Source organism: Nocardiopsis xinjiangensis YIM 90004, assembly GCF_000341145.1.
GTDB lineage: Bacteria > Actinomycetota > Actinomycetes > Streptosporangiales > Streptosporangiaceae > Nocardiopsis > Nocardiopsis xinjiangensis.
The window spans coordinates 1-12712 of the sequence record NZ_ANBE01000043.1; the positions used below are offsets into that span (position 1 = coordinate 1).

Genomic DNA, 12712 nt, shown 5'->3' on the forward strand with positions numbered 1-12712 from the left:
GGCGGGAACGCTGCCGAGCTTGTCCGAACCGCCGTTCTCGAGGAGCCAGTTCAGGACGGTGTCCTGGTCGGCGGAGCCGTTGGCGTCCTGGTAGAGCGCCGCGGCACCGGCGACGTGCGGGCTGGCCATGGAGGTACCGGACAAGGTGTCGGTACCGCCGCCGGGCACGGTGGACTCGATGTCCTGGCCGGGTGCGTAGATGTCCACGGCGCTGCCGTAGTTGGTGAAGTAGGTCGAGGTGTCGCTCTCGTCGGAGGCGGCGACGGTCACGACGCCCTCGGCACCGCCCGGGGAGACGTTGTTGGCGTCCTGGCCCTCGTTGCCCGCGGCGACCGCGACGAACACGCCGGAGTCGGCGAGGGCGTTCACGGCCTCGTCCAGGGCGGGCGAGGCGGGGCCGCCGAGCGACATGTTGGCGACGGAGCCTCCGTCGGCGTTGTCGGCCACCCACTCGACACCGGCGATGATGTCGTCGTAGCTGCCCGAACCGGAGTCGTCGAGGACCTTCACGCCGACCAGATCGGTGCCGGGAGCGACACCGTAGCTGTCGGCACCGATGGTGCCGGCGACGTGGGTGCCGTGGCCCTGCACGTCCTCGCCGTCACCGCCGCCGGCGTCCCAGCCGGCCTCGGCACGGTCACCGAACTCGGGGTGATCGACGTCGATGCCGGTGTCCAGGATGTAGGACGTCGTCCCGGAACCGTCGGCCTGGGTGGAGTACTCACCGTCGAGCGGCAGGTCCTCCTGATCGATACGGTCCAGGCCCCACGGGGCCAGGGCCTCGGCCGCGCCGACCTGCTCGACGTAGGCGACACCGGAGTCCGCACGCAAGTCCTGCACCTCGGCCTCGTTCAGGGAGGCCGAGTAGCCGTTGAGCACTTCGTCGTAGGAGTGGTTGACCTGCTCCGCGGAGATCCCGAGGGAGGACGGGGTCACCGAGGAGGTGCTGACCACGTCCTCCAGGACCACGAAGTACTCACCGGCCACCGCGTCCGCACTCGTGTGCAGGGGTGCCATGTCGTCAGCGCCGGCGGCGGCAGCGCCCCCGAGGGCGAAGGGGACGGAGAGAGCGCCTGCCGCGACGAAACCGACCACGGCCTTGCGGGTTTGGTGCTTCTTCAAGGTGTTTCTCCTTGAGGGGGTTAGCGGGGATATAGCACACCTCCGGCACTACTGTGCGTATTCACACAGATGCACCTTTAGTGCAGTTCGACACTTTAGTAAGAAGGTCGGCAGATTGCCATAGTTTGGACAGCTTTTTTGATTCAAGATCGAACTGGGTGTTCAGCCCCGCGCCCTCGGAAGGCCGGTCACGCCTGGCACCCGCCCCCTCGCAGAGACCCTGTGAACACGTTTCGGGGCCGCCCGCGAACATGAACGTGCGAGCGACCCCGAAATGGAACAAGGTCCCACAACCAGAGGACTGTACCTATCAGAGAAATCCGCGATAAACACAACCCCGGAAGAAGCTATAATTTTCTCACGCGTGAGGATGTTTAGCGCGGCCTCATCATTCTGCGTTCACCACCATCCCCGCTCCGACCGTGGCATTGGTGGCTTCGTCGATGAGGATGAAGCCGCCGGTCTGCCGGTTCCGGGCGTACTCGTCCACGAACAGCGGCTGGGTCGAGCGCAGCCTCACCCGGCCGATCTCGTTCAACGCCAGGTCGTCGGCGCCCTCGTCCCGGTGCAGGGAGTTGACGTCCAACCGGTAGTAGAGGTCCTTGACCATCACCTTCGCCGTACGCGTCGTGTGCTTGACGAGGAGCCGCGAACGCGGAGTGAGCTTGCGGCTGTCGGTCATCCAGCACACCATCGCGTCGATGTCCTGGGCGGACTCTGGACGATTGTCCACCCGCGTGATCATGTCGCCGCGTGAGATGTCGATGTCGTCCTCCAGCAGGAGCGTCACCGACATCGGTGGGAAGGCCTCCTCGAGCTCACCGTCGGAGGTGAGGATCTTGGCCACCCGGCTCGTGTACCCGGACGGCAGGTGCACGACCTCGTCCCCGGGCCGGAACACACCGCCGGCCAGTTGCCCGGCGTAGCCCCGGTAGTCGTGCAGCTCCGGGTCGGCGGACTTCTGCGGACGGATCACGTACTGCACCGGGAAACGTGCGTCGGCGAGGTTGTCGTCGGAGGCGATGCGCACGTTCTCCAAGTGGTGCAGCAACGAGGAGCCCTCGTACCAGGGCATGTTCTCGGAGGTGGTGACCACGTTGTCGCCGTGCAGGGCAGAGACCGGCACGAACGTGATGTCGCGGGTGCCGAGCTCGGCGGCGAACTCGGAGAACTCCCGCCGGATCTCCTCGAACCGCTCCTCGGAGTAGTCGACCAGGTCCATCTTGTTGACCGCCAGGACCAGGTGCGGAACCTGGAGCAGGCTCGCCAGGAACGCGTGCCGGCGGCTCTGCTCCTGCAGGCCCTTGCGTGCGTCCACGAGGATGACCGCGAGGTCGGAGGTCGATGCGCCGGTGACCATGTTCCGGGTGTACTGCACATGCCCGGGGGTGTCGGCGATGATGAAGGTCCGTTCGGGGGTGGCGAAGTAGCGGTAGGCCACGTCGATGGTGATGCCCTGCTCCCGCTCGGCCCGCAGGCCGTCGGTGAGCAGCGCCAGGTTGGCCCGTTCCTCACCGCGTGCGGCGCTGGTGCGCTCCACCGCGTCGAGCTGGTCCTCGAAGATGGACTTGGAGTCGTACAGCAACCGCCCGATCAGGGTGCTCTTGCCATCGTCGACGGAGCCCGCCGTGGCGAACCTCAGAATGTCGTTGTTCATTGCTTGACCGGTCCTGTGTGCGAAGGGATCTGGTGGTGGGCCGCCCGAGGCGGGCCGGGCACTCGGGATACCGAGGGCCGGTAGAGCTCCTCCCGGACCCCACTCGCCCGAGGGGTCGCGTGCGGGCGCCGGCACCCGCACCGAAGGCGGCCGGTGAAGGCCGACTGCGGGTGGCGCGGGCTGAGCGGAGCAAGGCCCGGAGAGAGCGCAGTCAGGAGCAGCTAGAAGTAGCCCTCGCGCTTGCGGTCCTCCATGGCGGCCTCGCTCGCGCGGTCATCGGCCCTGGTCTGCCCGCGTTCGGTGAGGCGGGTCGCGGCGATCTCGGTGATGATGTCGTCCAGCTCCACCGCATGGGACTTGACCGCACCGGTGCAGGTGAGGTCGCCGACGGTGCGGTAGCGGACGGTCTCGGTGAACACGTCCTCGCCCTCGTCCCGGTTCATGACGGGCGAATCGGAGAGCAGGATGCCGTCGCGCTCGAAGACCTCGCGTTCGTGTGCGAAGTAGATGGAAGGCAGCTCCAGGCCTTCACGCTTGACGTAGGCCCACACGTCCAGCTCGGTCCAGTTGGAGATGGGGAAGACCCTGATGTGTTCGTCGCGCTCGATTCGGGTGTTGAACACGTTCCACAGCTCCGGGCGCTGGCTCTTGGGGTCCCACTGGCCGAACTCGTCCCGGAAGGAGAAGACCCGCTCCTTGGCGCGGGCCTTCTCCTCGTCGCGGCGCGCACCGCCGAACGCGGCGTCGAAGCCGTTCTCCTCGACCGCTTCCAGCAGCGCGGAGGTCTGGAGGCGGTTGCGGCCGGCCCAGCGGCCCTTGGGCTCGCTGACCTTGCCGGCATCGATCTGTTCCTGTACGGAGGCCACGACCAGGCGCACCCCCGCTTCCGCGACGCGGCGGTCGCGGAACTCGATGACCTCGGGGAAGTTGTGCCCGGTGTCGACGTGCATGACCGGGAACGGGACCGCCCCGGGCCAGAAGGCCTTCTCCGCGAGCCGGAGCATCACGACGGAGTCCTTGCCCCCGGAGAAGAGCAGCACGGGTCGCTCGAACTCGGCAGCGACCTCGCGCATGATGAAGATGGCTTCGGCTTCCAGGACGTCCAGTTGGGAGAGCTGGTGACGCCCAGGTGCCTGCTGACTCGCCTGACCCATGAAACCGCCTTCGTTGACCGACTCGGCCGACGGCGGTGGGGCGTACGGAGTCAACCCCCCGCGTGCGGCCCGGCATTGTCCAGATCCGCCCCGTCGCGGATGCTCGCCAACAACATACCCGACAATTCCGGTCGGGATACAAGGATATCGGGAAGACGGGGGTCGGCCTCGTTGTAACTCAGCTCGGAACCGTCGAGACGCGAGACATGCAGACCGGCCGCGCGGGCCACTGCCACGGGGGCAGCGCTGTCCCACTCGTACTGCCCGCCGGCATGCACGTAGATGTCGGCCACACCCAGCAGCACCGCGCAGATCTTGGCCCCCGCAGACCCCATCGGCACCACTTCGGCCCCCATCTGCGTGGCCATGCGCTGCACGAACTCCGGCGCCCGGGTCCGGCTCGCGGTGATACGCAGCCGCTGGTCGGAGGGGCGCTCCTCGGGCAGCCACGGCGGGTCGACCGTGGACAGCGTGCTGCCCTGCGCGGGCAGCGCGACCGCACCGGCGACCAGCTCGCCGTTCTCCCACAGGGCCACGTGCACGGCCCAGTCGGTGCGGCCCGGCTCGGCGAACTCACGGGTGCCGTCCAGCGGGTCGATGATCCACACCCGCCTGGCGTTCAACCGCGCCTGGTCGTCCACGCCCTCCTCCGACAGCACCGCATCGCTCGGGCGCAGTCGCCCGAGAGCGGAGAAGAGGAGCTCGTGCGATGTGCGGTCCCCCAGCGTCCGCAGCACCTCGGGCTCGTCGAAGCCGTGCCGAGCGCGCAGACGCAGCAACAACTGGCCTGTCTCGCCCGCGAGATCACGGGCCACCTCATGATCGTTCCGGATGCTCTTCACCGACTCGTATGCTCCCGCTTCACGGATCGTCGCCTCCGTCCACGTCATCCACTCGTGGAGGCCTGACGTCGGCGACCAGTTTTCCACGTACGCGGGCCGGGACGGCCCGGTTCCCCAACAGGGTCCGGAACCTCCGCCGGCCCACACGCACTCTGACGCGCCCGTTCCGGGCTCCATCGTACGGAACCCGCAGCCGGGCCACAGGGAGCAGCCCCAGGGCACGGCCCGACCCGAGCCGAAGAATAGTAACTGCAAGTAGTTGCAAAATCGCAGAAAGTTCCGGCCTGTTGATCGGACAGAACGTGCATCAGGGAGGAACGTGGCGAGATCGACATCTCAGGATCCGGCCGGTTCGACCGACGGACACACGATTCGGGAGGCATCCATGTCGATGCGACGCTTCTCCATCCCGCTCACCGCCGCCACCGCACTTGCGCTCGCACTGCTGCCCGGGGCCGCCGGGGCCGCAGGGGAGGCCGTCCTCCCCCTGACGGACAGCGCACCCGAGGGTTTCCTCATCGGGAGCTCGGTCGCCGGCGGCGGCCACCACGAGGCCGAGTCCTACCCCGATCCCTTCGCCGAGGACAGGGCCTACACCGCCCTCCTCGGTCAGGAGTTCGGCTCCCTCACCCCGGAGAACCGGATGAAGTGGGCCGACCTGCGCCCCTCCGAGGACACCTACGACTTCTCCATCGCCGACGAGATCGTCGACTTCGCCGAACGCAACGGCCAGGAGGTGCGCGGCCACGCCCTGCTCTGGCACGAGCAGAACCCGGACTGGCTCGAGGAGGGCGACCACAGCGCGGAGGAGCTCCGGGAGATCCTCCGCGAGCACGTCACCACGGTCGTGGGCCGCTACGAGGGGCGCATCCACCAGTGGGACGTGGCCAACGAAGTCATCGACGACGAGGGGCGCCTGCGCACCAAGGACAACTTCTGGCTGCGCGAGCTGGGCCCGGACGTGCTCCTCGACACCTTCCGGTGGGCGCACGAGGCCGATCCGAGGGCCGAGCTGTTCCTGAACGACTACAACATCGAGGAGATCAACGACAAGAGCGACGCCTACCTCGAACTCGTCGAACAGATGCTCGACGCCGGCGTACCGGTGCACGGGCTCGCCGCACAGGCCCATCTGAGCACCGCCGCGGGGTTCCCCGAGAGCCTGCAGGACAACCTCGACCGCTTCGGTGACCTGGGACTGCGCACCGCCCTCACCGAGGTGGACGTGCGTCTGGAGATACCCCGGAGCGATTCCGCACCCACGGACGGGCAGATCGCGGAGCAGGCCGACTTCTACTCACGCGCCCTGCAAGCATGCCTGAACGCCGAGAGCTGCACGTCCTTCACCATGTGGAGCTTCACCGACCGGTACTCGTGGGTCCCGATGACCTTCCCCGGCACGGGCGCGGCCACCGTCATGGACGGCGGCTTCAGCCGCAAGCCCGCCTACGACGCCCTCCAGGACACCCTCCTGGCCCATCCCCGATAGGACCGGTTCCCGAACCGCTGGGACCGGTCCGGGGCAAGCCCGAGAACACGGTCAAACCGCCGTGTGATAGATGTTCTGCGCCTTGCCCAGGCCCTCGGTGAGGATCGTGCGCACCGCGTCCGCGGCCCGATCGACGTTGAGATCGAGCTCGGCACGCTCGGGACCGGCGAAGTCCCGCAACACGTAGGCGGCAGGGTCCATCCGGCCGGGCGGGCGCCCCACGCCGAAACGCACACGCAAGTAACCGGGACCCGGCAGCGAGGCGGTGAGTGACTTGAGGCCGTTGTGGCCGCCCGCACCGCCGCCCTCCTTGAGTTTCAGGGCCCCGTAATCCACGTCCAACTCGTCGTGCACCACGACGATGCGTTCGGTCGGCACCTTGTAGAAACGCGCCAACGACGCCACGGGGCCGCCGGACAGGTTCATGAACGTGCGCGGCTTGACCAGGATCACCGGAACCCCGTCCAGGCGGGTCTCCGCGATCTCGGCGTTGGACCGGTGCGCCTTGAAACGCTCGTTCTCGGCGGCTGCCAGCGCGTCCACCACCATGAATCCGGCGTTGTGCCGGTTCCCGGCGTACTTGGGCCCGGGGTTGCCCAACCCCACCACCAGCCAGCGCTCGGTCATGTCCTCGGTCCTTCTGATCCCCAGTGCGTGCAGCAGGCGCTTCATTGCACCGACCCTACGACGAACGCGCGGTTCCGGAAGCCGGAACCGCGCGTTCGGTGAAGCGATGTGCGGGGACGCCTACTCGGCGGCCTCGGCCTTCCCGCCCTCGGCACCCTCATCGGCGGCCTCGGCCTGGCCCGAGGTGGTGGCCTCCCCGGCCTCCTCCTCGGCGGCCTCGTCCTCGGTCTGCGGCGTGTAGACCGTGGCGACCGTGGTCTCGGGGTCGGTCACCAGCGTGGTGCCCGCGGGCAGCTTGAGGTCACCTGCGGTCCGGTGCTCACCGGACTCCAAGCCCTCGACGTCGATCTCGACGCCCTCGGGGATATGGGTGGCCTCGGCCTCGACGGCCACGGCGACGAGCTCCTGATTGAGCACACCGGGGGTCTGGACCTCACCCGTCACGGTCACGGGGATCTCGACCTCGACCTTCTCGCCCTTGGCGACGACCAGGAGGTCGACGTGCTCCACGAAGCCCTTGATCGCGTCACGCTGAACGCTCTTGGGCAGGGCGAGGTTGTCCTTGCCCACACCGTCGACACGGATCAGGACGTTCGGGGTCTTCAGGGCGAGCATGAGCTCGTGGCCCGGCAGGTTCAGGTGGCGGGGCTCGGTGCCGTGGCCGTAGAGGACGGCCGGCACCTGACCCGCGCGGCGGACGCGACGAGCGGCGCCCTTGCCGAATTCCGTGCGGGGCTCGGCAGCGATACGTACCTCGGACACGACAAAACTCCTCGGGTTCAACCCCGCAGCACGGGGAACACGACTCCAGTAGTACGAACGAATCCCGCCGAGGCGGGGATGCGGCGGGGTCACCCCGTCGGGGGACACGACCACCCTGGTTCCAGGCGTGCCCGGCGAGCTGTCACCGGACCCGTCCGGCCCGGGAACGCTCGTCGCGCACCCCTGCCCGTTCTATCGCGCAGCCCGAACGGGCTCCGCTGGACACGGGGACACTCGGCCAAGTCTACTGGCTTCAGCGACGACTCCGTACACACCCACCGACGGGCTCCTGGAGAGGAGACGCCCGCCGGCGACCGTGTGTAGGCGCCTCTTCTCGGAGGGCTCGCGGCTCTCTCCGAGAGATTACTCGAACAGGCTCGTGACGGAGCCGTCGGTGAAGACCTCACGGACGGCGCGGGCCACCAGCGGAGCGATCGACAGCTGCGTGAGCTTTTCGAAGGAACGCTCCTCCGGGATCGGGAGGGAGTTGGTGACGATCACCTCGGAGATCGGCGAGTTCTGCAGGCGTTCGACGGCCGGACCGGAGAGCACCCCGTGGGTGGCTGCGGCCACGACCTTGGTGGCGCCCTGTTCGATGAGGGCCTCGGCGGCCTTGACCAGGGTGCCGCCGGTGTCGATCATGTCGTCGACCAGCACACAGGTACGGCCCTCGACCTCACCGACGACCTCGTGCACCTTGACCTGGTTGGCCACGTCCGGGTCGCGGCGCTTGTGGATGATCGCCAGCGGCGAGCCCAGGCGGTCGGCCCAGCGGTCGGCGGTGCGCACACGGCCGGCGTCCGGGGAGACCACGGTGATGTCGGACAGATCCAGCTCATCGGCCACGTAGTCGGCCAGGATCGGCAGGGCGAACAGGTGGTCGACCGGGCCGTCGAAGAAGCCCTGGATCTGGTCGGTGTGCAGGTCCACCGCCATCATCCGGTCCGCGCCCGCGGTCCGGAACAGGTCGGTCATCAGGCGGGCCGAGATGGGCTCGCGGCCACGGTGCTTCTTGTCCTGGCGCGCGTACCCGAGGAACGGAGAGACCACGGTGATGCGCTTGGCGGAGGCCCGCTTGAGCGCGTCCACCATGATCAGGTGCTCCATGGTCGACTCGTTGACCGGGTCCGCGTGGGTCTGGAGGACGAACGCGTCACTGCCGCGCACCGACTCCAGGTAACGGACGAAGATCTCACTGTTGGCGAAGGTGTCGAATCGGGTGGGAACCACCTCGATCCCCAGCTCCTTCGCCACTTCCTCGGCCAGGGCCGGGTGCGTACGCCCCGAGAAGAGCATCAATTGTTTCTGGCCGGTGGCCTTCATCCCGGTCACGTGTTTCCCCCACACTCACTGCTGATTGTCGTCGGCTCTGTGCCGCTCCGCGTTGTCGGCCGCCTCGGCGGCGGCTGTCCCGGGCCGCTTGCGCTGGGTCCATCCATCGATGGTGCGCTGGCGGTGCCCTTCGGAGACCGCGAGTGCCCCGGGCGGGACGTCCTCGCGGACGACACTCCCCGCACCGGAGTAGGCTCCGTCGCCCACCCGCACCGGGGCGACGATGGTGTTGTCGCTGCCGATACGCACGTGGTCGCCGATGGTGCTCCGGGACTTGCTGACCCCGTCGTAGTTGACGAACACCGAGGAACAGCCGATGTTGCTGCTCACACCGATGTCGGCGTCACCCACGTAGGTCAGGTGCGGAACCTTGGAGCCGGTACCCACGGTCGAGTTCTTCATCTCGACGAAGGCGCCGGCCTTGGTCCGCTCGGCCAGGCTGGTGCCCGGCCGCAGGTAGGTGTAGGGACCCACGCCGGCGTCGGGACCGATCTCGGCCCCTTCGGCTGTGGTCTCCCGGACCTCGGCCCTGTCGCCGACCGTGGTGTCGGTGAGCACGGCCCGGGGCCCGACGAGGGCGTCCTCACCGATGGCGGTCACGCCCGTGAGCCGGCAGCCCGGTTCGACCACGGTGTCGGCTCCGATGCGCACCTGCACGTCCACCCACGTGGTGGCGGGGTCCACCACGGTGACGCCGGAGCGCATGTGCTGCTCGACGACACGGTCGTTGAGGAGGCGGCGGGCCTCGGCGAGTTGGACCCGGTCGTTGACGCCCTGGACCTCGTGCCGGTCGCCGGCGGCCCAGGCGCCGACCCGGTGGCCGTCGCCCCGCAGGATCGACAGGGCGTCGGTGATGTACTCCTCGCCCTTGGCGTTGTCGGTGGACAGGCGCTGCACGACCTTGGCCAGCAGGGAACCGTCGAAGGCGTACATGCCGGAGTTGATCTCGTCGATCGCGCGCTCCTGTTCGGAGGCGTCGGAGTGCTCGACGATACCGGTCACGGAGCCGTCGGCCTCGCGCACGATACGGCCGTAGCCGTGTGCGTCGGGCACACGCGCCGACAGCACGGTCACGGCGTTGCCCTCGCTCTCGTGGGCGGAGACCAGCTCACCGAGCGTGTCACCGCGCAGGAGCGGAGTGTCCCCGCAGGCCAGGACGATGGTTCCGGAGAGGTCGGCGCCGGTGTCGGCAAGATGCTCGACCGCCATGCGCACCGCGTGGCCGGTGCCGTTCTGCTCCTCCTGGACAGCGGTGTCGACGCCGGGGGCGACCTCCGCCAGATGGGCACGGACCTGCTCACGGGCGTGGCCGACCACGACGACCGAGTGTCTCGGGTCGACCTCCCGGGCCGCCGCGACGACGTGGCCGAGCATGCTGCGGCCACCGATCTCGTGGAGGACCTTGGGAAGTTTCGACTTCATTCGAGTGCCCTCGCCCGCTGCGAGGACGATGACGGCAGCCGGTCGGTTCACGCTCACAGAAGGAGACCCCTCGTGATAGCTGACGGTTGAAGTGTCGGCTCACCCTCCGGCGGCGCGCGACCCGCGGGTGCCGCACGGGCGGCCGTCGAGACCTGCGGCCAACATGGGAAGGATACATGCGCCTCACATCCGCCTCAGCGGGCGTCACGCCCGGTGGCGGGGGGCGCGAGTCGGACCTCCCCGTCAGGAGGCGTTCAGCGCGCGTGTGTGAGATGGGCCGCGTACGCCCGCGTCGGGCCTGCGGCCTTCCCAGCTCCCGGACCAGGACTCGAACCTGGACGATAGGGACCAAAACCCCACATGCTGCCATTACATCATCCGGGACTGCGGGCGAGAACTCGTCGCGCCCGTCCGCTCCGGACCAAACATAGCGCGTTTCCAGGGGGGCTTGCCAAACCTACGGCTACGTAGGTTACGGTTACGTAGGTATAGGTCAGGTCGCCGCGAGGGGTCTGTCGCGTTCGACCCACACATGCCCTGACCAGCAACAGAACGCCGTTCGACCCCGCAGACCCGAGGTGTGAGTGCCATGACCGCTGCTCCAGACGCCCCCGTCACAGAACCCCGGAAGAAGCACGAACCGATCCCGGAGTACGAGCCCGAGCCCCGCGGCAAGGCCGAGCGCTACACGGTCTTCGGCTTCGTGTTCCTTCCGCTCCTCGCCCTTCTCGCCGCCGTCCCGTTCTTCTGGGGGTGGGGGCTCACTTTCGTCGACATCGCGATCGCCGCGGTCTTCTACCTGATCAGCGGCCTGGGCATCACGGTCGGCTTCCACCGCCTGTTCACGCACGGCTCCTACCGGCCCAAGCGGCCGCTCAAGATCGCGCTGGCGATCGCCGGCTCCATGGCCATCGAGGGAAGTGTCATCAAGTGGGTGGCCGACCACCGTCGCCACCACAAGTACGCCGACGCCGAGGGCGACCCGCACTCGCCGTGGCGTTTCGGCGAGGACTGGAAGTCGGTCGCCAAGGGCCTCTACTACGCCCACATGGCCTGGATGTACCTGGACGAGAAGAAGACGTCGCCGCGCAGGTTCGCCCCGGATCTGCTCAAGGACCGCGACATCGCGCTCATCGACAAGCTGTTCCTGCCGATCGTGCTGTTCTCCCTGTTCGCCCCGGCCCTCATCGGCGGCCTGATCACCATGTCCTTGTGGGGCGCCTTCACCGCGTTCTTCTGGGCGAGCCTGGTGCGCGTGGCTCTGCTGCACCACGTGACGTGGTCGGTCAACTCCATCTGCCACACCATCGGCGAGGAGAACTTCGAGGTCCGCGACCGCTCCCGCAACGTGTGGTGGCTGGCCGTTCCCTCCTTCGGTGAGTCCTGGCACAACCTGCACCACGCCGACCCCACCTGCGCCCGGCACGGTGTGCTCAAGGGCCAGATCGACATCTCCGCCCGCACCATCTGGGCCTTCGAGAAGCTCGGCTGGGCCACCAAGGTCCGCTGGCCCAACAGCGACCGACTCGCCGCCAAACGCGTGAAGGTCTAGGATCGGTAGCCATCATGGGAGTAGCCGACAGCGAGCAGAAGGTCCACGTGCGCCGCAAGCGCATGACGGGCAAGGAGCGTCGGCAACAGCTCGTCGAGATCGGCCGCGAGCTGTTTGCCGAGCGCGGGTACGACGCGGCTTCCGTGGAAGAGATCGCAGCACGGGCCGGTGTGTCCAAGCCCGTGGTCTACGAGCACTTCGGCGGCAAGGAAGGCATCTACGCGGTCGTCGTCGACCGTGAGATGCGCATGCTGCTGGACATGATGGGCGAGGCCCTGACCGCCGATCAGGCCCGCAGCAAGATCGAGAAGGCCGCGCTTGCTCTGCTGCGCTACGTCGAGGAGAACACGACGGGGTTCCGGGTCCTGACCCGCGACTCCCACGTGGCCTCGGGCACCGGCAGTTTCGCCGGCCTCATCAACGACATCGCCAGCCAGGTCGAGCACATCATGGTGGCCGAGTTCGAGGAGCACGGTTACGACCCCTCCCTGGCCCCCATGTACGCACAGGCGCTGGTGGGGATGTGGGCCCTGACCGGCCAGTGGTGGCTCGAGGTACGCAGGCCCCGCCGCGAGGTGGTGGCCGCTCACCTGGTGAATCTGGCCTGGAACGGTCTGTCCAGCCTGGAGGCCAAGCCGAAGCTGGCGGCCAAGGGTCGTCGTTCGGGACGCTGACCTCCCGGGTACAGAACTTCGTGGGGCGGGTGTGCACTTCGCATACCCGCCCCACTATCTTGATGTCAAGAGATAGACT

At 68.1% G+C, this 12712-nt stretch carries 11 protein-coding genes; 3 read left to right on the top strand and 8 right to left on the bottom strand.

Going from position 1 to position 12712, the window contains the following annotated elements; genetic code table 11:
• The 4 genes from D473_RS0118900 to D473_RS0118915 all read right to left on the bottom strand — a co-directional run.
• The coding region (locus D473_RS0118900; RefSeq protein WP_017610614.1) for a S8 family peptidase at nucleotides 1-1122 on the bottom strand (1122 nt) is incomplete at its 3' end.
• Nucleotides 1123-1510: 388 nt separating this feature from the next.
• On the bottom strand, nucleotides 1511-2779 hold the full coding sequence (cysN, locus tag D473_RS0118905; RefSeq protein WP_017610615.1) for a sulfate adenylyltransferase subunit CysN: 1269 nt from the start codon (nucleotides 2777-2779) through the stop codon (nucleotides 1511-1513).
• A 221-nt stretch (nucleotides 2780-3000) separates the two neighbouring features.
• On the bottom strand, nucleotides 3001-3933 hold the full coding sequence (gene cysD / locus D473_RS0118910) for a sulfate adenylyltransferase subunit CysD (protein WP_017610616.1): 933 nt from the start codon (nucleotides 3931-3933) through the stop codon (nucleotides 3001-3003).
• Between the two features lie 50 nt (nucleotides 3934-3983).
• Nucleotides 3984-4775 (bottom strand): 3'(2'),5'-bisphosphate nucleotidase CysQ, encoded by a 792-nt coding sequence (locus D473_RS0118915; RefSeq protein WP_026127100.1) that lies wholly within the window; start codon nucleotides 4773-4775, stop codon nucleotides 3984-3986.
• A gap of 385 nt (nucleotides 4776-5160) precedes the next feature.
• On the opposite strand from D473_RS0118915, the gene D473_RS25835 reads away from it, so the two are divergent.
• On the top strand, nucleotides 5161-6264 hold the full coding sequence (locus D473_RS25835; RefSeq protein WP_017610618.1) for an endo-1,4-beta-xylanase: 1104 nt from the start codon (nucleotides 5161-5163) through the stop codon (nucleotides 6262-6264).
• A gap of 51 nt (nucleotides 6265-6315) precedes the next feature.
• On the opposite strand, the gene pth is transcribed toward D473_RS25835, so the two are convergent.
• From pth to glmU, 4 genes are all read right to left on the bottom strand, one after another.
• A complete protein-coding gene (pth, locus tag D473_RS0118925) occupies nucleotides 6316-6936 on the bottom strand; it encodes an aminoacyl-tRNA hydrolase (RefSeq protein WP_017610619.1) in 621 nt (206 codons plus the stop codon).
• Between the two features lie 75 nt (nucleotides 6937-7011).
• Entirely contained in the window at nucleotides 7012-7653 is a 642-nt protein-coding gene (locus D473_RS0118930) for a 50S ribosomal protein L25/general stress protein Ctc (protein WP_017610620.1), read from the bottom strand.
• A gap of 363 nt (nucleotides 7654-8016) precedes the next feature.
• Complete coding sequence (locus D473_RS0118935) at nucleotides 8017-8985, bottom strand: ribose-phosphate diphosphokinase (RefSeq protein ID WP_026127101.1); 969 nt, start codon at nucleotides 8983-8985, stop codon at nucleotides 8017-8019.
• 15 nt (nucleotides 8986-9000) lie between these two features.
• Nucleotides 9001-10464, bottom strand: coding sequence for a bifunctional UDP-N-acetylglucosamine diphosphorylase/glucosamine-1-phosphate N-acetyltransferase GlmU (glmU, locus tag D473_RS0118940; RefSeq protein ID WP_026127102.1), 1464 nt, complete (start codon nucleotides 10462-10464; stop codon nucleotides 9001-9003).
• A gap of 532 nt (nucleotides 10465-10996) precedes the next feature.
• Here glmU and D473_RS0118945 point away from each other — a divergent pair.
• The gene (locus tag D473_RS0118945) at nucleotides 10997-11959 is read left to right on the top strand and encodes an acyl-CoA desaturase (protein ID WP_017610623.1); all 963 of its coding nucleotides are present in this window, start codon (nucleotides 10997-10999) and stop codon (nucleotides 11957-11959) included.
• 14 nt (nucleotides 11960-11973) lie between these two features.
• Complete coding sequence (locus D473_RS0118950) at nucleotides 11974-12633, top strand: TetR/AcrR family transcriptional regulator (protein WP_017610624.1); 660 nt, start codon at nucleotides 11974-11976, stop codon at nucleotides 12631-12633.
• The last annotated feature ends 79 nt before the right edge of the window (nucleotides 12634-12712 follow it).